This window comes from Bordetella pertussis 18323 (assembly GCF_000306945.1).
Taxonomy (GTDB): domain Bacteria; phylum Pseudomonadota; class Gammaproteobacteria; order Burkholderiales; family Burkholderiaceae_B; genus Bordetella; species Bordetella pertussis.
In genome coordinates, this window is the sequence record NC_018518.1 from 3,512,353 (window position 1) to 3,533,860 (window position 21,508).

The 21,508-nt window shown below is 68.2% G+C and carries 21 protein-coding genes, 4 pseudogenes and 1 riboswitch; of the genes and pseudogenes, 14 read left to right on the forward strand and 11 right to left on the reverse strand.

The window, feature by feature from the left end; translation table 11 throughout:
• Positions 1-31: 31 nt before the first annotated feature.
• Together metW and metX are read right to left on the reverse strand one after the other, a co-directional pair.
• Positions 32-646, reverse strand: coding sequence for a methionine biosynthesis protein MetW (gene metW / locus BN118_RS16585; RefSeq protein WP_003817748.1), 615 nt, complete (start codon positions 644-646; stop codon positions 32-34).
• Positions 643-1,890 carry a homoserine O-succinyltransferase MetX gene (gene metX, locus BN118_RS16590; RefSeq protein ID WP_010929590.1) on the reverse strand — a complete coding sequence of 416 codons (1,248 nt, stop codon included), beginning with the start codon at positions 1,888-1,890 and terminating at the stop codon, positions 643-645. The genes metW and metX overlap by 4 nt, the downstream gene beginning before the upstream one ends.
• Positions 1,880-1,960: riboswitch (SAM riboswitch) on the reverse strand. Its footprint overlaps the gene before it by 11 nt.
• Before the next feature lie 93 nt (positions 1,961-2,053).
• On the opposite strand from metX, the pseudogene BN118_RS19705 reads away from it, so the two are divergent.
• A pseudogene (locus tag BN118_RS19705) lies at positions 2,054-2,972 on the forward strand (Ldh family oxidoreductase); the annotation flags it as partial.
• Here BN118_RS19705 and BN118_RS16600 read toward each other — a convergent pair.
• A pseudogene (locus BN118_RS16600) lies at positions 2,951-3,628 on the reverse strand (AEC family transporter); the annotation flags it as partial. The pseudogenes BN118_RS19705 and BN118_RS16600 overlap by 22 nt on opposite strands.
• A gap of 127 nt (positions 3,629-3,755) precedes the next feature.
• Between BN118_RS16600 and BN118_RS16605 the strand changes: the two are divergent.
• Entirely contained in the window at positions 3,756-3,992 is a 237-nt protein-coding gene (locus BN118_RS16605) for a helix-turn-helix domain-containing protein (RefSeq protein ID WP_014906037.1), read from the forward strand.
• On the opposite strand, the gene BN118_RS16610 is transcribed toward BN118_RS16605, so the two are convergent.
• Positions 3,964-4,512, reverse strand: coding sequence for a hypothetical protein (locus BN118_RS16610; protein ID WP_010929589.1), 549 nt, complete (start codon positions 4,510-4,512; stop codon positions 3,964-3,966). The two genes, BN118_RS16605 and BN118_RS16610, sit on opposite strands and share 29 nt — an antisense overlap.
• 112 nt (positions 4,513-4,624) lie before the next feature.
• Between BN118_RS16610 and BN118_RS16615 the strand changes: the two are divergent.
• Positions 4,625-5,099 (forward strand): annotated as a pseudogene (locus BN118_RS16615) (alpha/beta fold hydrolase); the annotation flags it as partial.
• On the opposite strand, the pseudogene BN118_RS16620 reads toward BN118_RS16615, so the two are convergent.
• Positions 5,099-6,049, reverse strand: a pseudogene (locus BN118_RS16620) (IS481-like element IS481 family transposase). The pseudogenes BN118_RS16615 and BN118_RS16620 sit on opposite strands and share 1 nt — an antisense overlap.
• A 17-nt stretch (positions 6,050-6,066) precedes the next feature.
• Here BN118_RS16620 and BN118_RS21110 point away from each other — a divergent pair.
• The 4 genes from BN118_RS21110 to BN118_RS16635 are packed head-to-tail and all read left to right on the forward strand — an operon-like array spanning position 6,067 to position 8,550.
• Positions 6,067-6,189: a hypothetical protein gene (locus tag BN118_RS21110; RefSeq protein ID WP_257792198.1), complete on the forward strand. Its 123-nt coding sequence runs from the start codon at positions 6,067-6,069 to the stop codon at positions 6,187-6,189.
• Entirely contained in the window at positions 6,186-7,103 is a 918-nt protein-coding gene (locus tag BN118_RS16625; protein WP_014906038.1) for a reductase, read from the forward strand. Before BN118_RS21110 ends, BN118_RS16625 begins: the two co-directional genes overlap by 4 nt.
• Positions 7,100-7,348 carry a glutaredoxin family protein gene (locus BN118_RS16630; RefSeq protein ID WP_003815842.1) on the forward strand — a complete coding sequence of 83 codons (249 nt, stop codon included), beginning with the start codon at positions 7,100-7,102 and terminating at the stop codon, positions 7,346-7,348. Before BN118_RS16625 ends, BN118_RS16630 begins: the two co-directional genes overlap by 4 nt.
• Positions 7,345-8,550, forward strand: a complete 1,206-nt coding sequence (locus tag BN118_RS16635; RefSeq protein WP_003815840.1) for a CaiB/BaiF CoA transferase family protein — start codon at positions 7,345-7,347, stop codon at positions 8,548-8,550. The genes BN118_RS16630 and BN118_RS16635 overlap by 4 nt, the downstream gene beginning before the upstream one ends.
• A 72-nt stretch (positions 8,551-8,622) precedes the next feature.
• Here BN118_RS16635 and BN118_RS16640 read toward each other — a convergent pair whose 3' ends face one another.
• The 6 genes from BN118_RS16640 to BN118_RS16665 all read right to left on the reverse strand — a co-directional run bounded on the left by BN118_RS16640 (position 8,623) and on the right by BN118_RS16665 (position 14,042).
• On the reverse strand, positions 8,623-9,618 hold the full coding sequence (locus BN118_RS16640; protein WP_014486045.1) for a tripartite tricarboxylate transporter substrate binding protein: 996 nt from the start codon (positions 9,616-9,618) through the stop codon (positions 8,623-8,625).
• 22 nt (positions 9,619-9,640) lie between these two features.
• On the reverse strand, positions 9,641-10,861 hold the full coding sequence (locus tag BN118_RS16645; protein WP_014906039.1) for a CaiB/BaiF CoA transferase family protein: 1,221 nt from the start codon (positions 10,859-10,861) through the stop codon (positions 9,641-9,643).
• Positions 10,858-11,502 carry a cysteine dioxygenase family protein gene (locus BN118_RS16650; RefSeq protein WP_014486047.1) on the reverse strand — a complete coding sequence of 215 codons (645 nt, stop codon included), beginning with the start codon at positions 11,500-11,502 and terminating at the stop codon, positions 10,858-10,860. The genes BN118_RS16645 and BN118_RS16650 overlap by 4 nt, the downstream gene beginning before the upstream one ends.
• On the reverse strand, positions 11,499-11,819 hold the full coding sequence (locus tag BN118_RS20925) for a rhodanese-like domain-containing protein (RefSeq protein WP_019248028.1): 321 nt from the start codon (positions 11,817-11,819) through the stop codon (positions 11,499-11,501). The genes BN118_RS16650 and BN118_RS20925 overlap by 4 nt, the downstream gene beginning before the upstream one ends.
• On the reverse strand, positions 11,780-13,132 hold the full coding sequence (locus BN118_RS16660; protein WP_049787733.1) for a rhodanese-like domain-containing protein: 1,353 nt from the start codon (positions 13,130-13,132) through the stop codon (positions 11,780-11,782). The genes BN118_RS20925 and BN118_RS16660 overlap by 40 nt, the downstream gene beginning before the upstream one ends.
• A gap of 100 nt (positions 13,133-13,232) precedes the next feature.
• The gene (locus tag BN118_RS16665; protein WP_010929483.1) at positions 13,233-14,042 is read right to left on the reverse strand and encodes an IclR family transcriptional regulator; all 810 of its coding nucleotides are present in this window, start codon (positions 14,040-14,042) and stop codon (positions 13,233-13,235) included.
• Between the two features lie 217 nt (positions 14,043-14,259).
• Here BN118_RS16665 and trxB point away from each other — a divergent pair, with 217 nt between their 5' ends.
• From trxB to BN118_RS16700, 7 genes are all read left to right on the forward strand, one after another.
• A complete protein-coding gene (gene trxB, locus BN118_RS16670; RefSeq protein WP_014906040.1) occupies positions 14,260-15,300 on the forward strand; it encodes a thioredoxin-disulfide reductase in 1,041 nt (346 codons plus the stop codon).
• Between the two features lie 98 nt (positions 15,301-15,398).
• A complete protein-coding gene (locus BN118_RS16675; protein WP_005012067.1) occupies positions 15,399-16,349 on the forward strand; it encodes an IS481-like element IS481 family transposase in 951 nt (316 codons plus the stop codon).
• 100 nt (positions 16,350-16,449) lie between these two features.
• Entirely contained in the window at positions 16,450-17,271 is an 822-nt protein-coding gene (locus tag BN118_RS16680) for a phosphodiesterase (RefSeq protein ID WP_003815921.1), read from the forward strand.
• A gap of 105 nt (positions 17,272-17,376) precedes the next feature.
• The gene (locus BN118_RS16685; RefSeq protein WP_010929634.1) at positions 17,377-18,417 is read left to right on the forward strand and encodes an ABC transporter ATP-binding protein; all 1,041 of its coding nucleotides are present in this window, start codon (positions 17,377-17,379) and stop codon (positions 18,415-18,417) included.
• Between the two features lie 42 nt (positions 18,418-18,459).
• Complete coding sequence (locus BN118_RS16690; protein ID WP_003815926.1) at positions 18,460-19,752, forward strand: ABC transporter substrate-binding protein; 1,293 nt, start codon at positions 18,460-18,462, stop codon at positions 19,750-19,752.
• Positions 19,753-19,762: 10 nt separating this feature from the next.
• A complete protein-coding gene (locus tag BN118_RS16695) occupies positions 19,763-20,638 on the forward strand; it encodes a carbohydrate ABC transporter permease (RefSeq protein WP_003815927.1) in 876 nt (291 codons plus the stop codon).
• A complete protein-coding gene (locus tag BN118_RS16700; protein WP_003815929.1) occupies positions 20,635-21,435 on the forward strand; it encodes a carbohydrate ABC transporter permease in 801 nt (266 codons plus the stop codon). The genes BN118_RS16695 and BN118_RS16700 overlap by 4 nt, the downstream gene beginning before the upstream one ends.
• Positions 21,436-21,508 lie beyond the last annotated feature (73 nt).

Genomic DNA, 21,508 nt, shown 5'->3' on the forward strand with positions numbered 1-21,508 from the left:
GATAGTAGCAATCCGCGCCGGCTTGCGGATGTCAGGACGCAGCGAAACGATACAGCGCCAATGTACTGCGCCAACTGGGGAATACGCGGACTTCCCTGCCCTCGTTGAACGTGGCGCGCTGCAGGATGCGCAGGCCCAGGGTGCCGGCCAGATCCTCGAAATCGCGCAGCGTGCAGAGGTGGATGTTGGGCGTGTTGTACCACTGGTACGGCATCTGGCCGGTCACGGGCATGCGGCCGCGCAGGATCGACCAGCCATGCGGCCAGTAGCCGAAGTTGGGAAACGACACCACGCCATGGCGCGCCACCCGCGCCATTTCGCGCAGGATGTGCTCGGTACGGTGCATGGACTGCAGGGTCTGCGACAGCACCACGGTGTCGAACTGCTGGTCGTCGAACAGCGCCAGGCCATCTTCCAGGTTCTGCTGGATGACCTCGACGCCGCGCTGCACGCAGGCGATCACGTAGTTGTCGTCGATCTCGACGCCGGCGCCGCGCACCTGGCGATGGTCGCGCAGGTACGCCAGCAGCGCGCCGTCGCCGCACCCCAGGTCCAGCACGCGCGAGCCGGGCTCGATCCAGCCGGCGATGCGCGCCAGGTCGGGCCGCAGGGCGGCGGGTTCGAAACGGGCCGAAACGGGGCTCATGCGGAATTTCCCTCCGGCGCGACGGCGCCGTTCAGGCCCAGTTCGCGCGCAATCCGTTCGTAGTAGCCGCGCACTACCGCGTGATAGCGCGCGTCATCCAGCAGGAAGGCGTCGTGGCCGTGCGGTGCGTCGATCTCGGCATAGGTGACCGGGCTGCCGTTCTTGAGCAGCGCGCGCACCATTTCGCGCGAACGCTCGGGCGGAAAACGCCAGTCGGTCGAGAACGAAACCAGCAGGAAATCGGCCGTGGCCGGCGCCAGCGCGCGCGCCAGGTCGCCACCGGTGGCGCGCGCCGGGTCGAAATAATCCAGCGCGCGGGTGATCAGCAAATAGGTATTGGCGTCGAAATAGCGCGAGAATTTCTCGCCCTGGTAGCGCAGGTAGGACTCGACCTCGAATTCGACATCGTAGCCATAGCGATAGGCGCCGTCGGCGGCCGGCTCGCGGCGCGTGCGGCCGAATTTCTCGGCCATGTCGTCGTCGGACAGGTAGGTGATATGGCCGATCATGCGGGCCACCGACAGGCCGCGCCCCGGCACCGTGCCGTGCGCGTAGTAGTCGCCGCCATGGAAATCGGGGTCGGTGATGATGGCGCGCCGCGCCACCTCGTTGAAACCGATGTTCTGCGCCGACAGGCGCGGCGTGCTGGCGACGACCACGCAATTGGCCACCCGCTGCGGGCAGGTGATGGCCCAGCTCAGGGCCTGCATGCCGCCCAGCGAACCGCCCATGACCGCGGCGAAGCGCTCGATGCCGAAATGATCCGCCACGCGCGCCTGGGCGCGCACCCAGTCTTCCACGGTCAGGACCGGGAACGCGGCGCCCCAGGGGCGGCCGGTGGCCGGATTGATGCTGGCCGGCCCGGTCGAGCCGAAGCACGAGCCCAGGTTGTTGACGCCGATGACGAAGTAACGATTGGTGTCTACCGGCTTGCCGGGCCCCACCATGTTGTCCCACCAGCCGACATCCTTGGGGTTGTCGGCGGACACGCCGGCCACATGGTGCGAGGCATTGAGCGCGTGGCAGACCAGAACCGCGTTGGTGCGCTGCGCATTGAGCGTGCCGTAGGTCTCGATGGCCAGTTCGTAGCCATTGAGGGTCTGGCCGCTGGCCAGCGGCAGCGGTTCGTCGAAACGCAGGAATACAGGAGCAACGATGCCGGCGGAACCCACGGCCGAAGGCGTGGCGGCGACAGGGGCGGCGGCCATGGCAGGCAACGCCGGATTCAGGACAGGATTGGTCATTCAGACCTCTTTAGCTGGATTTATAAGAGGCGCCCGCAAGCGGATCAGGCAAATCGGCGCCGAACAATGTGCGCAATTCTAGCACTGGCCGGAATCCGATGTTCGTGGCAGCATCGATATCTGCGATGCCTGCCGCGACGCGGCGCGTTTCCGGGACCTTCCGATGGCCCATATCTACCTGGACGAACTGCAGCACCTGGCCGCCGCCGCGCTGGCGGCGGCGGGCGCCAACCCCGACATGGCCGAGAGCACGGCGCGCGCCCTGGTGCACGCCGACAGCCAGGGCCTGGTGCCGCAAGGCGTGGCGCGCGTGCCCGGCTACGCCGCCCACCTGCGCGTGGGGCGCGCCAAGGGCGCCGCCCGGCCCAGGCTGGCGCGCGAGCACGGCGGCACGGCGCTGGTCGACGCGGGTTCGGGCCTGGCCTATCCGGCCTGCGCGCTGGCGGCCGCGCTGGCCATCGAACGGGCGCGCCAGCACGGCGTGGCATTCGTGGCGGTGGCCAACAGCCATCATTTCGGCGCCGCCGCCTACCACCTGGAGACCGTCGCCGCGGCCGGCCTGGTGGGCCTGGCCTTCGGCAACTCCCCGGCGGCCATGCCGGCCTGGGGCGGCCGGCGGGCGCTGCTGGGCACCAACCCGGTCGCGGCGGCCTTCCCGCGCCGCCGCGCCGCTGGAGATCAACCTGGCCCCGGGCGAGGCCACGCGCGGCCAGCTGATGATCGCCGCGCGCGACGGCGAGTCCATTCCGGAAGGCTGGGCGCTGGATGCCGAAGGCCGGCCCACCACCGACCCGCGCGCCGGCCTGGCCGGCACCATACTGCCCGCCGCGGGCGCCAAGGGAACCATGCTGGCGCTGATCGTCGAACTGCTGGTGTGCAGCCTCTCCGGCGCGCGGTTCGGCTTCGAGACCGAATCGCTGTTCGACGACGACGGCGAGCCGGCGCGACTGGGCCAGGCCTTCCTGGCCATCGACCCGGCCGCGCTGGCCGGCACCGACACCTACCTCGAACGCGTGGAAACCCTCATCGAGGCCATGCTCCACGACGATGGCGTGCGCCTGCCCGGCGAGCGCCGCAGCGCGGCCACCACCGCGCCGGCGCGCATGCCATTGGCGGGAATCAGCGCCAGCGCGTGGCCCAGGCTCAGCAGCATCAGCGGCACCGTCACCGCCCCCAGCATGCGGCTGGTCGCGACCAGCCAGTCCGGCACCGGAATGTCCAGCGCGCGCAGGGTCACCGCGGCCACCGAGGCCAGCAGGACCGGGCTCTTCCAGCTGCCGGGCGTGTTGGCGCCGGGCAGCATGCGCACGGCGATCGTGTGCGTCACGAAGGAGTTGACCGCGAAGAACGCCACCGCCGCCGACAGCCCGGCGTCGCCGAACGCCAGTTGCGAAACCGGCAGGCCGAGATTGCCGGCGTTGGGCACGAAGGCGGTGGGCAGCAGCGTGCGCACCGGCAGGCCGAACAGCCGCAGCAGGCCGGCGCACGCCAGCGCGCAGGCCAGCAGCGCCAGCAGCGAGGCGCCGGCGATGGCCAGCAGCGCGCGGTCGTCCAGTTGCGTGGTGACGAAAGTGTGGAACACCAGCGCCGGGGTGGTCACCGTGGTGACCAGCATGGTGATGAACGTGCCGCCGAAGGGGTAATCGCGCTTGGCCCAATAGGCGCCGATTCCCGCGCATGCCAGCAGGGGCAGCAGCAGCACGACGGCAGACCAGTAGAACTGTACGACGGCAAGCATGAACGAGGCTGGGCCTATTCAGATATGGATAAACGGCTTGATGCCGCCACGAATCGAGACTTGGCATGCCGGCGCGGCGCGCCGCATGATGGCCGGCCGCCCCTCATGGGCAAGGACGGGGTCCGCCATGCCGCAACGCACCACCCTCACCCCGCGCGAGCTGGACTGCCTGCACTGGTCGGCGCTGGGCAAGACCAGCTGGGAAACCGCCCGCATCCTGGGCATCGCCGCGCGCACGGTCGATTTCCACCTGGCCAATGCCTGCGCCAAGCTGGGTGTGGCCAACCGGCGCGCCGCGGTGGCCCACGCCGTGCAATGCGGGCTGCTGCCGGCGCTCACCGCCGCAGCTCCACCGCATCGATGAATTCGCGCGCCCGCTCGGCGGGCAAGGTCTGGCGGGTGCCGGCGGCCACGGCCTCGATCAGCATGTCGTCGGTCGCCCACACCCGCGCCAGCAGCCAGTCGTCGCGCTCGCCCGGCGGGGCATGGATCTCGATGTCGGCGCCCGGCGCGGGCAGCGGGTCGGGCGGCTGGACTCCCAGGTTGGCGTACAGCGAGCGCGCCAGCGCCTCGCCCAGCGCGCGCCGGCGCGCCGGATCGGCCGCCACCTCGGGCGGCAGCGGCGCATGGCCGATGGCGAATACCGCCTGCTCGACCCGCGCGGAGGTCAGCGAAAACCGCAGCGGCACCTCGGCCAGGGCCAGGTCGCGGGTGTCGGTCTGCACCCGGCCGGGGAACGCCGCGCGCACGCGGCCATCGGCCACGTCGATCTCGCGCCAGTTGTAACTGGGCGAACAGGCGGCCAGCAGCAGCGCGGCGCAGCCGGCCTGCCACAGGATCCGCACGCGTTTCTTGAGCATGAAACGAAACAGCGTTGAAATCATGGGTATGGGTTCGCTATCGACCTGCAGAGGCCTGAAATTGTCGCCGATTTCATTTACTCCCGCCGCGGACGGCGTCAGCCTGGCCAATTACGCCTGGCCGGCGGCCCCGGGCGTGGCCGCGCCGCTGCCCGGCCCGGGCACGCCCAGCATATACCTGCTGCATGGGCTGAGCGAGCACGCCGGCCGCTACGAGCGCCTGGCCGGCTGGCTGGCCGCGCGCGGCTGGCGGGTGGGCGCGCACGATCACCGCGGCCACGGCCGCTCGGGCGGCCCCCCCGGCCGGCCTGGCCCGACCCGACGACCTGGTGCGCGACGCCACGCAGCGGCTGCTGGACTGGAGCCGCGACTGCGGACGCCCGCCCATCCTGCTTGGCCACAGCCTGGGCGCGCTGGTGGCGGTGCGGTTGGCGCAGCGGCAATGGGCGCCGCTGGCCGGCCTGGTGCTCAGTTCGCCGCCGTTTCGCCTGCGCATCCCGGCCTGGTCGCGCCCGGCGCTGACCTGGCTGGCGCGCCGCCAGCCCGAACTGCGCGTGCCGCACGGCCTGGCGCCGGCCTGCATTTCGCATGACCGCGCGGTCGTGGCCGCCTAGCTGTGAACTGTCAATAGGTTGTATTCGTCCAGGTTGAGTCTGGAGATGGGTACAGCGCGCCCGATGCCTTGGTGGGGTCGATGCCAGTTGTAGTGGTGTAGCCAGGATTTCATGGCATCGGCTCGGTGTTGGGAGTTCTGGTAGGTGTGAGCGTAAGCCCACTCACGCAAGGCCGACTGGATGAAGCGTTCGGCCTTGCCATTGGTCTGTGGGCGGTAAGGTCGGGTAAAGCGGTGCTTGATGCCCAGCTCATGGCACAGCGCGGCGAAGGCGCGGCTGCGAAAGGCCGAGCCATTGTCGGTGAGCAAGCGCTGGATGGTCACGCCCAGGCGCTGGTAGTAGGCCACTGCGTCCTTGAGGAACTGGACGGCGCTGGGGAAGCGCTCGTCGGGGTGGATGTCGGTGAAGGCCACGCGGGCGTGGTCATCGATGGCCACGAAGACGAAGTCCCAGCCGGCCCCCTCAACGGTATCGCGTCGGTTGCCCGTGACCCGGTGGCCAGGGCGCTGGATACGTCCCAGCTTCTTGATGTCGATGTGCAGCAGATCGCCGGGGGCCTGATGCTCGTAGCGCACCACCGGCTCGGCCGGCTCCAGGTCGGCCAGGTGCGACAGACCGGCGCGGGCCAGGACGCGGCTGACGGTGCTGGCTGACACGCCCAGCGCCTAGGCGATGCGCGCTTGGGTCAGCCGCTTGCGGCGCAGCTCCACGATAGCCAGCGCCTTGGCCGGCGCAATCGCTCGGGGCGAGACCGTCGGGCGCGAGGACGCATCGGCCAAGCCCGCCTGGCCCTGAGCCAGGAAGCGGCCCAGCCATTTGCGCACAGTCGGCGCGGTGACCCCATAGGCGCGGGCCGCTTCAGGCACACAAACTTGATGGGCGATCAATTGCTGGACCATTTCGAGTCGACGTAGGAAGGTCAATCGGGCATGCTTATGGGTGTTCATCCGGCCGGGCTCCTTGAGTGAACTGGGGGGTTGGCGATTTCCAGTTTCTCAAATCCGGTTCGGATGAACCATGCATACAACCTATTGAATCTTCACAGGTAGCCGGGCGCTGTCTTGACACCGTCCGGCGGCAATCGTGAACATGGCTGCTCACTGCCAGGAGCCATGCATGGGAACGCCCGTTCGCTATATCGACAAGACCCGCGATTACTACCTGCCCCAGGGATACGAAAAACCATATCAGTGGGCGCAGTACGACGACGTGCCGTTCACCCCGCTGGGCAAGCCGCTGTCCGAATGCCGTGTCACGCTGATTTCGACCAGCGAGATCTCCATCGTCGGAGACACGCACCCCGAGGACGAAACCCGCATGGGCATCGTCGGGGGCACGTACACCATCCCGTCCAGCCTGCCGGCCAGCCAGCTCTACAGCCCGTCGCGCAGTTTCGACCAGGCCGCCACCACCCTGGAGGACGTGGACGCCTTCTTCCCCACCACGCACCTGCATGCGGCCGCGCAGGCCGGGCGCATCGGCGGGGTGACGCAACGGTTCCATGGCGTGTTTAACGCCTACAGCCAGCGCCGCACGCGCGAGCGCGACGCGCCGCTCGTGCTGGAGCGCTGCAAGGAGGATGGCGCGGACGTGGCCATCCTGGTGCCGGTCTGCCCGGTCTGCCACCAGACCATCAGCCTGGTCAGTCGCCATCTCGAGGCCAACGGCATTCCGACCGTCATCCTGGCCGCGGCGCGCGATATCGTCGAGCATGTCGGCGTCGCGCGTGTCGTGCATACCGATTTCCCGCTGGGCAATCCGTGCGGCGAGCCCGGCAACGCCGCGCAGCAGCGCGAGATCCTCGAATACGGCTTCCAGCTGCTCGAACGCGCTTTCCTGCCGCGTACCACCGTGCAATCGCCCATGCGCTGGTCGGCCGGCGAGGCCTGGAAGGACCTGGTCTTCACGCCCGAGCAGCCGTGGAAGAGCGGTGAAACCGAACAGGACTGGCTGCGCAAGAAAGAGCTCTACAAGAAACTCAAACAGGAAGGCAAGGTATGAACATGGCCCACGACATCGTTGTCTACGCCACGCCGTTTTGCGCGCCATGCGAACGGCTCAAGAAATTCCTGCAGGAAAAGCAGGTGCCGTTCAGGTCGGTCGACCTGATGATGGATGAAGAGGCCGCCGAGAAGCTGGAGGACCTTGGCATCCGGTCCTCGCCGGTGCTGGAGGTGGACGGCCGCTATTATCACGGCGGCCAGTTGCAGCCCGACACCTTGGCCGCGCTGCTGGGCCTGCCATGAAAGGGCCGCTCGATGGCGTGAGAATCGTCGACCTGACGACGGTGCTGATGGGGCCGTTCGCGACCCAGATGCTCGGCGACATGGGCGCCGACGTCATCAAGATCGAGGCGCCGCACGGCGACGTGTCGCGCCAGATATGGCCCTATCGCCATCCCGGCATGGGCCATATGTTCATGAACGTCAACCGCAACAAGCGCTCGGTGGTGCTCGACCTCAAGCACGCCGAGGCGCGCAAGGCCCTGTTCGCGCTGCTGGCCGGGGCCGACGCGCTGATCTACAACATCCGGCCGCGCGCCATGGCGCGCATCGGGCTGTCGTACGACGAGGTGGCGCGGCACAACCCCCGCCTGCTTTACGTGGGCGCGTTCGGCTACAGCCAGCGCGGGCCCTATGCCGCCAAGCCCGCCTACGAAGACTTGATCCAGGGCGCGGTGGGCCTGCCGCATCTGTTCCAGCGCCAGGGCTCGCAGTGGCCCCACTACGCGCCGATCAATCTGGCCGACCGCACCGTGGGCCTGCAGATCGTCAATGCCGTGTGCGCGGGCCTGTTCTGCCGCGAGCGCACCGGCCAGGGGCAGCGCATCGATGTGCCGATGTTCGAGGCCATGCTCGCGCTGGTCATGGGCGAGCACCTGGGCGGCGCCGGTTTCGAGCCGCCGGTCGACGGGCTGGGGTACAACCGCATCCTCACGGCGGATCGCCGGCCGTTCGCGACCCGAGACGGCCACATCTGCGTGCTCATCTACAACGACAAGCAATGGCAGGGGTTCTGCCGGCTGATCGGACGGCCGGAACTGGCCGCCGATCCGCGCTACGCGACCGCCGCGAGCCGCAGCCAGCAATATTCCGAGATCAACGGCCTGCTCGCGTCGGAGTTCGCGCAGCGCGATACGCAGGATTGGATAGCGGCGTTCGAGGCGGCCGATATTCCGGTGCAGAAGATGAACGATCTGCAGGACATCCTGGACGATCCGCATCTGAACGCCATTGATTATTTCCAGGAACACCCGCATCCCACCGAAGGCACGATACGCACGACCGCGCCGCCGGTCGAATGGTCGGGCACGCCCGGCGGGTATCGCCGCCACGCGCCGCGGCTGGGCGAGCACACGCTCGAGGTATTGCGCGAAGCCGGCATCGGCCAGGGCGATATCGATGCGCTGCTTGCCAGTGGCGCCGCGCGGTGCGCCGTGTCCGGCTGAGCGCCGGCCCGGGTGCCTGTCCCCGCGCGGACAGGCACCGGTTTTCCTGCGGGGACAGGCGCCGTCCGGACTTCAGTCGAAACTCATGTTGCGCTGGCGCGTGAACGCCAGCCATTTCTCGTAGTCGCCGCGCTCGAAATCGCGTAGCGCCTGCGGGCTGCTTGCCACCACTTCGACACTGAGCTTGCGCAGTTTCTGCTCGATCTCCGGATCCCGCAGCACGGCCACGAAGGCCTGGTTCAGCCGCTTGATCTCGGCGGCCGGCGTTGCCGCCGGCACGTAGATGCCGACCCAGGAATAGGCCTCGAAGCCCGGGAACCTCGATTCCTGCAGCGTGGGTACGTCCGGCAATTCGGGCAGGCGCTTGGCGCCTGTCACGGCCAGCGGCTTGATACGCCCTTCCTGGATGAAGTTGCGCAGGGCGCCATAGGAAAAGAAGCCGTAGGCCACCTCTCCGCTGCGGATCGCGGTGGTGGCCGGGCCGCCGCCGGCGTACGGGACGTGGACGATATCGACCCCTGCGGTGGCGTTCAGCAACTCGGCGTGCAGGCGGTTCGAGCTGCCCACGCCGATCGAGGCGAAGTTGTACTTGCCGGGGTTGCGCCTGGCCAGTTCCAGCAGGCCTTGCAGGTTGTCGACCGGCAGGCCGCCCCACGCGCCCATGATGAGCGGCATGCGCACCATCAGGGTCACCGGGGCAAAGTCGCGGAAGATGTCGTATGGCAGGTCCTTCATCGCGATCGAATTGATCGTATGCGAGTCCCACGACAGGAACAGCGTATGGCCATCCGGCTCGGACTTGGCCACGTAGCTGGTTGCCACGACACCGCCGGCGCCGGGGCGATTGCTGATGACCACGGTCTGGCCCAGCGCCTCCGACAGGCGCGGCTGGATCAGGCGCGCGATGAGGTCGGTGACGCCGCCCGGGGCGAACGGGATCACAAGCTGGACGGCGCGGCCCTGGGGATTCGCGGGCGCGGCCGTGGAGGCGGTGCACGACAGGCCCAGCGCGGCGGCCAGCCCCAGGTGCGCGGTCGTTGCATAGATCTTCTGGAGGATCCTGGACATGCTTTTCTCCCTTGTGTTGGAATCAGGTTCCGTCGCGCGGCGATCCCTTGAGGACGCGCCGCAGGCGCAGTGCTTCGTAGGTGTCGCCGTCCATGCCCAGGTCCCGCAGGATTGCCTGGGTGTCGGCGCCGTGCGCGGGCGCGGGCGCGCACGGCATGGCCGGAATCGCGGAAAACGCCACGGGCAGGCCGACGACCTCGATCTCGCCAAGGTCGGGATGCGCCATGGGTCGCAGCGCGGCCAGCTGCGCCGCCTGCGGATCGGCCAGCGCCTGGGCGACCGAGTTGACGGGGGCCGCCGGCACGCCGGCCTGCCGACAGCGCTCCAGGGCGTCTTCCAGCGGCAACGAGGCGAAGCAACCGTCGAGCAGTTTCAACAGCTCGCGCCGGTGCGCGACGCGATCGATGTTGCGCAGGAAGCGCGGATCGTCGGCCAGGTCCGGCTGTCCGATGGCGGTGGCCAGCCGACGCCACAGGCGGTCGTTGCCGGCGGCCACGAAAATCCAGCGATGGTCGTGGCACAGAAAGCACTGGTAAGGGACCAGCGAAGGATGGGCCGAGCCCATGGGGGCGGGCTTCTGGCCGCACAGCAGGTAGTTCTGCGCCTGGAAGTTGAGCAAGCCCACGGCGGAGTCGAACAGCGAGGCGTCCAGCCGCTGGCCGACGCCGCTGGTCTGCCGCATCAGGATGGCATTGCTCACCGCGAAGCCGGCCAGGGTGCCGGTGAAGATGTCCAGGGCGGAGACGCCGCACCTGACCGGCGGGCGGCCGGGTTCGCCGGTGATCGACATGACGCCGCTGAACGCCTGCATCAAGGCCTCGTAGCCTGCCTCGTCGGCGCGCGGACCTTGCCGGCCGAAGGCCGCGATCGAGCAATAGACGAGGCGCGGGTTGCGCGCCGCCAGGGTGTCGTAGCCCAGGCCCAGCCGCTCCATGGCGCCGGTGCCGAAGTTCTCGATCAGCACGTCCGCCGTGTCGATGAGGGCGGCGACAATGTCGCGGCCTTCCGGCGCCTTCAGGTCGACCGCGATCGAGCGCTTGTTGCGGTTGTTGGCCACGTATACCGGAGAATGCCCTTCGCGCTGGGGCGCCCAGTGCCGCGATTCGTCGCCGCCCTCGACGTCCTCGACCTTGATCACGTCGGCACCCTTGTCGCCCAGCAGCGCGCCGCACACGGGGCCGGCCAGCACCCGGGACAGGTCGATGACGCGGATTCCCGCCAGCGGCAGCCTGGCGCCGTTCATGCCAGGCCGCCGCGCAGGGCGCCGTGCGCGGACACGACGCCCGTGGCCGCGGGAAACGTCCTGGAGGTGCCCTTGGACAGGCTGTACATGCGGCGATCGTGGCAATGCTCCACGCTCATGCCATACAGGTGCAGGCTGCCGTGCGGGCCGTCTTCGCCGAGCGCGATCGAATGGATGTCTTCCGGCATCAGGACCACGGCCGTGCCTGCGACGATGTCGAGCTCGCCGCTGACTTCGAGGCGCGCCTGGTCCGGATCCGAGCCGTCGTCGAGGCGCCGGTACAGCTTGTTGCGCTCGCGGCCATACATGCCCGCTATGACCGCCCAGGTGCGATGATCGTGCGGCGGCGCGAAACCGCCCGCGGCCGGGGCGACGACATAAAGGGCATAGCGATGGTCCGGATCCTCGGCCAGGCAATACATGCTGGAGTTGCCGCCTTCGATCGGCGGAAACTCCTCGATGGGAAACAGGTCGCGCTCGGCCGCCAGGGCCAGCAGTTCGTCGCGGATGCGCGCCAGGCCCGCGCGCGTGATTGCCGGTTCGGCGATCTTGCGCACGCGCGCCAGCATGGCGCGGATCCTGCCGTTGCGCGCCGCCAGCAAGGCGTCGCGCGCGGTGCGGGTGCCGGGTTGCGTGGTCATGGGGCCTCCTGGTCTTGTTCCATGTCGGCTGCCGGCGGCCGGGGCACCCGGTACGCCGTGTACAGCGGGAGCGTGGGAATCGCTTGCCGCGTCAGGGCCTGTTCCCACTCGAGGTAATCGCGCATGGCCTGCAGGCCGGCGTCATACGGTTGCACGACGACGTCGGCGGCTTGCGCGACGCCGCCGCCAGGCCCGCTCGCCAGCGGCAAGCCTTGCGCCTGCCAGGCTGTTACGCCACCGGCCAGCACGGCCGCGTCGAAGCCGGCCAGCCGGGCATTCAGCGCGGCGGACCTGGCCAGCGACTCGTCGTGCGCCATGAGCACGACGGCGCGCTCGTCCTGCCGTTTGGCGCGGGCGGCGAGCCACGCTTCCAGGCCGCCGAACGGCACCCATTCGGCCGCGTCGGGGCGGCCGGCGAGAAAGCGGGCCTGCGTATCGACGTAGACGCGCTGCATGCGCGCGCCCGCTTCGTGCACGTCGTGCGCCGGGCACGGCCGTGCCGCCATCGCGTCGGCATGGTCGGCAGGCCGTGGCCCAGGGCGTATCCGGCGGCGTTCCAGGCCGGCAGCCCGCCCGCCAGGACGGCCACGCGGGGCAGGCCCATGGCGCGCAGCCAGTATCCGGCCAGCGCGGCGCGCGCTTCGTCGTCATCGACCAGCACGACCTGGGCTGCCCGTACCGGCAGGAATTCATCGGTGCGTTGCACGGCCAGGCCTCCGGGCAGCGCGATCGCGCCGGGCAGGTGCCCGGCCCGGTATTCGGCGACCTGGCGTATGTCCAGCACGTAGAGATTGGTGCGCCCCGCGTCGCGCTCGTCGAGCCAGCGCGCCAGCATCGCGGCCTCGACGCTGGCGACCCCGGCCGCGCGCGCCAGGGCCTGCGTGCGGCGAGCGCCGTCGCGCCGGCTTGCGGCGCTTGCCGCCAGGCTGCCGGAACCCGGACCGCGCTCCAGGGCCAGGCCGGCCAGGCGCCAGCCCATGGTGCCATTCTCCAGCGCATAGGCGTCCTGCACGCCCAGCAGGCGCAGGCTCTCGCAGGCGATGATGCTGCGGGTGCGTCCCGAGCAGTGCACCACTACCGGCTGGCCCGCGCGGCGCAGGTCGTCGGCGTGCCAGGCCAGGTCGCTGCCGAATGCGCCGGCCGCGCCCGGAATGCGTGCGCGGCCGTATTCCTCGGGAGAGCGGATATCGCAGATCCGATGCGCGCTGCCGGTTTCGCGCCAGGCCTGCAGGGTCGCGATCGGCAGGGCCGGCGTGGCCGCATGCGCATGGACCGTTTCGCCGAACCATTTGCTTGGCACATTGCTGCCGCGGCATGGCGCTTCGCCTTGGGCCAACCATGTCCGCAGGCCGCCATCGAGCACGCGCACACCGGTGTAGCCAAAGCGGGCCAGCGTCTGCGCGGCCAGCCGCGCGCGCGGGTCGGGCCCGCCCTCGTCGTACAGCACGATGGGCGTGGACCTGCGCGGCACCAGGCTGGCGATGCGCGCCGCCAGCATGCGGCGCGGCAGGAAGGTTGCGCCGAAGATGTGGCCTTGGTGCGCCTGCGCGCTTTCGCGCACATCGAACAAGGCGTATTCGTCGGAGGTTGCGCGCAAGTCCCGCAGCTCGGAAACAGTGGACAGTTCCATGCAGGCAGTATCTGTGATCGAACCGGCGATCACAACGCGATTGCCATGCCGCGCGCCTAAGGTTCACATACTGAAAGCTAGTGGCGCGTGTGGCGCGGACTCAATCTTCCAGCGCGCGCCGGATGGCGTCGACCATGTCGAGCAGGCGCGGTCCCACCACGTCGATGAGATGCAGGCCCAGCTCCTCGGCCTGCCTGTTCTTCACGCGCACGGCGCAGTTGAACACCAGCAGTTCCTGGCTTTCCGGCACACGCATGGGCGCCGCGACCGCCCAGGTGCCGCGGTCGTAGTCGCCGCGTGACAGGCAGAAGCCGTATGCGGCGTAATCGGCGCGGCTGTGTTCGAGTTCTTCGGCCTGTTCTGCCATCAGCTCGGGATGGTAGATGCGCAATTGGTTCATCAGCCGTTCGCGCTCGGAGGGCTGCGAGGCGGCCAGATAGGCGCGGCCCATGGCGGACACGAGCATCGGGAAAGTTTGTCCGATATCCGGTTTGACGTCCAAGGCATTGCGGGCCCTGGCCGTCTCCAGGTACACCATGCTCAACCGCTCGCGCGCGCCCAGCGACACCCAGCCGTGGGCGTACTCGGCCAGCTCGCGCATCGGTACCCGCGCAACCTGGCGCACATTGACGTTGGCCAGCAAGGGGTGGGCCAGCGAAAGCACGGCATTGCCCAATTCGTACTTGCCGTACTTGCCCAGATGGCGGTGATGCTTGAGGTACCCCATGAGCGTCAGGGTATAGGTCAGGCGCGATACGGTCGGGCTGGGAATCCCTGTCCGGGCGGAGATTTCCTTGTTGGTCAGAAACGGTTGCCGGACGTCGAAACAGGCCAGCACCAGCAAGCCTCGTTGCAGCGTCGTCGCGAACTGCCGGTCCGTGGTTTCCATTGCGTCGATGAGCTGGTCCATGTCATCCGGCCTCCTTCGCTACCGACGACCTGTCGGCCCTGGGCCAAGCATAGCCGTCCCCTCATCCGGCCGGCGCTTGTTGCGCTGCGATCGTTCGCTATGCGAAATCTTCGCCCCGGCGGCGCCGTTGCGCAGGGCGCTCCGAGTGTACTTGAGCCGCGCCTGCGCGGGCGCTCGGCCCGGGTTTTCCCGCCTCGCGGCCGGCGTGCATTTCGCCATGCAAGCGCTAGGCGCGCGCTGGCCTGCGCGGCCGTTTCGCGTACCTATAATCGCCGGCGTTGAACACACCGCCGGAGGCTGGTTCGTGAATCCACCCAAGCATGCCAAAGTCCTGATCCTGGGTTCCGGCCCGGCGGGATATACCGCCGCCATCTATGCCGCCCGCGCCAATCTCGCGCCGCTCGTGGTCACCGGCCTGGCGCAAGGCGGACAGTTGATGACCACCACCGACGTCGACAACTGGCCGGCCGATCCCGACGGCGTCCAGGGCCCGGACTTGATGCAGCGCTTCCTGCGGCACGCGCAGCGCTTCGATGCCGGCGTCGTGTCGGATGCCATACATACGGTCAGGCTGGACCGGCGCCCGTTCGCGCTGACGGGCGACCAGGGCGCCTATACCTGCGACGCCCTGGTCATTGCCACCGGCGCCTCTGCGAAGTATCTGGGCCTGCCTTCCGAGCGCGCGTTCATGGGCAAGGGCGTGTCGGGCTGCGCCACCTGCGACGGCTTTTTCTATCGCAATCGGGATGTATTGGTCGTCGGCGGCGGCAATACCGCCGTCGAGGAAGCGCTGTATCTCTCGAACATCTGCCGCACCGTGACCGTGGTGCACCGCCGCGACCGGTTCCGGGCAGAGCCCATCCTCGTCGATCGCCTCCAGGCCAGGGCGGCGCTGGGCAAGGTGAAGTTCGAGTACTTTCACGAACTCGACGAGGTGCTGGGCGATGCGTCCGGCGTGACGGGCGCGCGCCTGCGCGACAACCGCGACGGGACCGCCAGGGACGTCGCGGCCAAGGGCGTTTTCATCGCCATCGGCCACGCGCCCGACACCGGCCTGTTCGAGGGCCAGCTGGCGCTGCGCAACGGCTATATCGTCACGCGCGGCGGCTTGTCCGGCCTGGCGACGATGACCTCGATACCGGGCGTGTTCGCGGCGGGCGATGTCCAAGACCAGATCTATCGCCAGGCTGTCACCAGCGCCGGCACGGGCTGCATGGCGGCGCTGGATGCGCAGCGCTGGCTGGAAGGGGCCGCCTAGCTGTGAAGATTCAATAGGTTGTATGCATGGTTCATCCGAACCGGATTTGAGAAACTGGAAATCGCCACCCCCCCAGTTCACTCAAGGAGCCCGGCCGGATGAACACCCATAAGCATGCCCGATTGACCTTCCTACGTCGACTCGAAATGGTCCAGCAATTGATCGCCCATCAAGTTTGTGTGCCTGAAGCGGCCCGCGCCTATGGGGTCACCGCGCCGACTGTGCGCAAATGGCTGGGCCGCTTCCTGGCTCAGGGCCAGGCGGGCTTGGCCGATGCGTCCTCGCGCCCGACGGTCTCGCCCCGAGCGATTGCGCCGGCCAAGGCGCTGGCTATCGTGGAGCTGCGCCGCAAGCGGCTGACCCAAGCGCGCATCGCCCAGGCGCTGGGCGTGTCAGCCAGCACCGTCAGCCGCGTCCTGGCCCGCGCCGGTCTGTCGCACCTGGCCGACCTGGAGCCGGCCGAGCCGGTGGTGCGCTACGAGCATCAGGCCCCCGGCGATCTGCTGCACATCGACATCAAGAAGCTGGGACGTATCCAGCGCCCTGGCCACCGGGTCACGGGCAACCGACGCGATACCGTTGAGGGGGCCGGCTGGGACTTCGTCTTCGTGGCCATCGATGACCACGCCCGCGTGGCCTTCACCGACATCCACCCCGACGAGCGCTTCCCCAGCGCCGTCCAGTTCCTCAAGGACGCAGTGGCCTACTACCAGCGCCTGGGCGTGACCATCCAGCGCTTGCTCACCGACAATGGCTCGGCCTTTCGCAGCCGCGCCTTCGCCGCGCTGTGCCATGAGCTGGGCATCAAGCACCGCTTTACCCGACCTTACCGCCCACAGACCAATGGCAAGGCCGAACGCTTCATCCAGTCGGCCTTGCGTGAGTGGGCTTACGCTCACACCTACCAGAACTCCCAACACCGAGCCGATGCCATGAAATCCTGGCTACACCACTACAACTGGCATCGACCCCACCAAGGCATCGGGCGCGCTGTACCCATCTCCAGACTCAACCTGGACGAATACAACCTATTGACAGTTCACAGCTAGCAGTTCGCCGCCATCGCGGCGCCCGACAGCACCTATCAGACCGGCCAGTCCGTCAGCGTGGTGCTGGCGGCCCATTGAATTTCCTGGAACATCGAACGCCATGCTTATCGCCCAAATCAGCGACCTGCACATCCGCATGCCGGGCCAGAAGGCCTATCGCGTGGTCGAGACCGACCGCTACCTGCCGCCGGCCGTGGCGGCGCTCAACCGCCTGGAGCCAGCGCCGGACCTGGTCATCGTCAGCGGCGACCTGACCGACTTCGGGCGCCCGCAGGAATACGCGCACCTCAAGCAGATGCTCGACGCGCTGCGCGCGCCTTACCATGTACTGCCCGGCAATCATGACGACCGCGTCCAGCTTGCCGCCACCTTCGCCGATCACCCTTACTTGCGCGAGGCCGGCGAGTTCGTGCAATACACCATCGAGGACCAGCCGCTGCGCTTCATCGTGCTCGACACGGTGGTGCCGCAGCAAAGCCACGGCGCATTGTGCGAACGCCGCCTGCAATGGCTGGCGCAACGGCTGGCCGAACAACCCGGCCGTCCGACCGTCATCGTGATGCATCATCCGCCGTTTCGCACCGGCATCGCCCACATGGATGCCATCGGCCTGCTGGCCGGCGCGCCCGAGCTGGAGGCCCTGGTCGCACGCCATTCCAACGTCGAACGCATCATGTGCGGCCATTTGCACCGCACCATTTTCCAGCGTTTCGGCGGCACGATCGCTTCCACCTGCCCCAGCCCGGCCCACCAGGTCGCGCTGGATCTGCGGCCCGACGGCCCGTCGGCGTTCGTCATGGAACCGCCCGGCTTTCACCTGCACGAATGGCGCGATGGCGCGCTCGTGACGCACCATGCCTATATCGAGAGCTATCCGGGGCCGTATCCGTTCCACGAGGGCGGGGAACTGATCGACGAGTGAAACAAGCGCCGCCGCTGACATGGCGGCGTCATGTTTGCACCGCAGAATGAAAAGGATTTCATTTGCGGCCAGAATTGAGCTTCCGCGCAACAAACAAGAAATGGCATGTCTCATCTCGTTCTGGACGACCTTACCAAGCAATACGGCGAAGCCGCGGCGATCTCCGGCGTCAGCTTCACGGCGCCGGCCGGCAGCTTCACGGTTCTGCTCGGTCCCTCGGGATGCGGCAAGTCGACCACGCTGCGCATGATCGCCGGGCTGGATACGCCCACCTCCGGCCGGATCCGCATCGGCGACCGTGACGTCACCGACCTGCCGCCAGCCAAGCGGCGCATCTCGATGGTGTTCCAGTCGTACGCATTGTTCCCGCACCTGAGCGTGCGCGAGAACATCCTGTTCGGCCTGAAGGTGCGCAAGGAGCCCGCGCGCGACTACGAACGGCGGCTTGCGCGCGTGGCCGGGCTGCTGGGCCTGCAAGCCTTGCTGGACCGCAAGCCGGCCCAGTTGTCGGGCGGCCAGCAGCAGCGCGTGGCGCTGGGGCGCGCGGTAATCTCGGAGGCGCCGGTATGCCTGATGGACGAGCCCCTGTCGAACCTGGACGCACAGCTGCGCCATGACATGCGGCGCGAAATCCGCGCGCTGCAGCAGGAGCTTGGCATCACCATGGTCTACGTCACCCACGACCAGACCGAGGCCATGAGCATGGCCGACCAGGTGGTGCTGATGCGCGGCGGGCGCATCGAGCAGCTCGATACGCCGGATGGCCTGTACGCGCGGCCGGCCACCGAATTCGCGGCGCGCTTCATCGGTACGCCCCCCATGAACCTGATCGCCCTGGACACGCACGACGGCCGGCCCGTCGTCGCCGGCACCCAGGGGCCGGCCCTGGCGAACGCGCCGGCCGGCGCCGTCACGCTGGGCCTGCGGCCCGAACACATCCGCATCGATGCCGACGGCATGCCGGCCGTCATCGAAAGCGTGGAATATTTCGGCGCCGATTCGGTGGCGGTATGCCGCTTGGGTTCGTGCGGCGGCGTGGCGGTGCGGGTCAATGGCCACCTGCGCAGCGCGCCGGGCACGGCGGTTGGCCTGGCCTGGCCCGACGAACGACAGCATTTCTTCGCCGCCGACGCGGCGGTTCTGTGAACCACCGGACGCACAGCGCGCCGATTTTTTAGGAAAGCCCCCATGCGACGCATTGTTCTCAAAACCCTCGCCGCCGGCCTGGCCGGTGCCTTCCTGGCGCTGCCGGCGCAGGCGCAACAGCCCGTCGAAGTCGAGTTCTACTATCCGGTGGCCGTGGGCGGCCCCATCACCAAGATCGTCGACGACATGGTGGCGGATTTCCACAAGGAAAATCCCGATATCCGCATCAAGCCGATCTACGCCGGCACCTACCAGGATTCGATCGCCAAGGCGTTGACCGCGTTGAAGGGCGGCACGCCGCCGCAGCTGGCCGTGCTGCTGTCGACCGACATGTTCACGCTGATCGACGAAGACGCCATCGTGCCCGTCGACGGCCTGGCCAAGAGCGATGCCGACAAGAAATGGCTGGGCGGCTTCTACGACGCCTTCATGCAGAACAGCCGCACCGGCGGCCACGTGTGGGGCGTGCCGTTCCAGCGCTCGACCATCGTCATGTACTACAACAAGGACCTGTTCAAGGAGGCCGGCCTGGATCCCGAGCGCGCGCCGGCCACCTGGGACGAACTGGTCGAGTACGGCAAGAAGCTGACCAAGAAGGACGCCAACGGCAACGTCTCGCAGTGGGGCATCAAGATCCCGTCGGGCGGCGCCTTCGCCTATTGGCTGTTCCAGGCGCTGACCACGCCCAACGACGCCATCCTCATGAACGAGGAAGGCAGCCAGGTGTACCTGGACAAGCCGGCCGTGGTCGAGGCGGCGCAGTTCTGGCAGGATCTGTCGGTCAAGCACGGCGTCATGCCCAAGGGCACCATCGACTGGGGCACCACGCCCAAGGACTTCCTCGAGAAGAAAGCCGCCATCGTCTGGACCACCACGGGCAATCTCACCAACATCCGCAAGAACGCCGACTTCCCGTTCGGCGTGGCGATGATGCCCAAGAAAAAACGCGGCGGCAGCCCCACCGGCGGCGGCAACTTCTACATCTTCAAGAGCGGCACGCCGGCGCAGCAGCAGGCCGCGCTGAAGTTCGCCCAATGGGCCACCACGCCCGAGCGCGCCGCCGACTGGAGCATCGCCACCGGTTACGTGGCGGTGACGCCCGCCGCCTGGCAGACCGAGCGCATGAAGAAGTACGCCCAGGAAGTGCCGGCAGCCACGGTGGCGCGCGACCAACTGGAGGTCAGCGTGGCCGAGTTCTCCACCCACGAGAACCAACGCGTGACCAAGGTGCTCAACGATGCGCTGCAGGCCGCGCTGACCGGCTCCAAGACGCCGCAGCAGGCCCTGACGGACGCGCAGCGCGAAGCCGATCGCGTGCTGCGCTCGTACAAGTGATGCGCAGCGCATGAGCCGCACGACGCAAGCGGTGTACGGCTGGCTGCTGTTGCTGCCAGCCGTCGTCCTGCTGGCCGCCTTCACCCACTACCCGGCGCTGGCCACGCTGTGGCACAGCTTCTTCTCCACTCCCAAGGGCAGCCGGCCGGCGCGCTTCGTGGGGCTGGAGAACTACGCGCTGCTGCGCGACGACCCGGTGTTCTGGCAGTCGCTGTGGAACAACCTGTGGTTCGCGCTGGGTACGATCCCGACCTCGATCGCCATCGCGCTGGCCATGGCGCTGTGGGTCAACGGCAAGCTGCACGGTCGCGGCTTCCTGCGCATGGCGTACTTCACCCCCACCGTGCTGCCCATGGTGGCGGTGGCCAATATCTGGCTGTTCTTCTACACGCCGCAGTACGGACTGATTGCGCAAGTCATGCAGTGGTTCGGCCTGGCCGGCCCCAACTGGCTGGGCAGCCGCGACACCGCCTTGCCGGCGTTGATGATGGTGACCGTGTGGAAGGAGTCGGGCTTTTTCATGATCTTCTACCTGGCCGCCCTGCAGACGGTGTCGCCCTCGCTGCGCGAGGCCGCCATGCTCGAAGGCGCCTCGCGCTGGCAGTATTTCCGGCGCGTGCTGTGGCCGCTGCTGATGCCCACGACGCTGTTCGTGCTGGTCAACGCCCTGATCAATGCGTTCCGGCTGGTCGACCACGTCGTGGTCATGACACGCGGCGGCCCCGATAATGCCAGCACGCTGCTGCTGTTCTACATCTATCAGGTCGGTTTCAGCTTCTGGGACACCGCCTACGCGGCCACGCTGACCGTGGTGCTGCTTGCCGTGCTGGCGGCCACCGCGCTCATCAAGTTCCGCTGGCTGGACCGCAGGACACACTATCAATGAACCGCACGCTGGATACGCTCGGGGCCTGGCTGCTGGGCCTGCTGTGGATACTGCCGCTGGCCTACGCGGCCTGGGCGGCGTTTCATCCGCCGGCCTACGCCACGCGCTTCGACCTGCTGGCCCCGCTGACGCTGGAGAACTTCGCGCGTGCCTGGAACGCCGCGCCGTTTCCGCGCTATTTTCTCAACACCTTCCTGCTGGTCACCATGGTGCTGGCCGCGCAGCTGGTGCTGTCCACGTTGGCGGGCTACGCCTTCGCGCGCTTCGAGTTCCGCGGCCGCGACTTCGTGTTCATGCTGGTGCTGCTGCAGCTGATGGTGATGCCGGACGTGCTGCTGGTGGAGAACTACCGCTCGATGAGCCTGCTGGGGGTGCGCGATACGGTGTTCGCGGTCGGCTTGCCGTACTTCGCCTCGGCCTTCGGCATCTTCCTGCTGCGCCAGACCTTCAAGACCGTGCCGCGCGAACTGGAGGAAGCGGCGCGGGTCGAGGGCGCCAGCCCCTGGCAAGTGCTCATGAAAGTCTATGTGCCGCTGGCGCGTCCCATCTACGTGGCCTACGGCCTGGTATCGGTCAGCCACCACTGGAACAACTTCCTGTGGCCGCTGATCATCACCAACTCGGTCGAATCGCGCCCGCTCACCGTCGGCCTGCAGGTGTTCTCGTCGACCGACCAGGGCATCGACTGGTCGGTCATCACCGCCGCCACGCTGCTGTCGGCCGCGCCGCTGCTGGTCGGCTTCCTGCTGTTCCAGCGCCAGTTCGTGCAATCGTTCATGCGCGCGGGGATACGCTGAAGGAGGACGGGTGCCTGTCCCCGGATGGAGCATGGGCGCCTGTCCCCGGAAGGGGGACAGATACCGTCTTGGC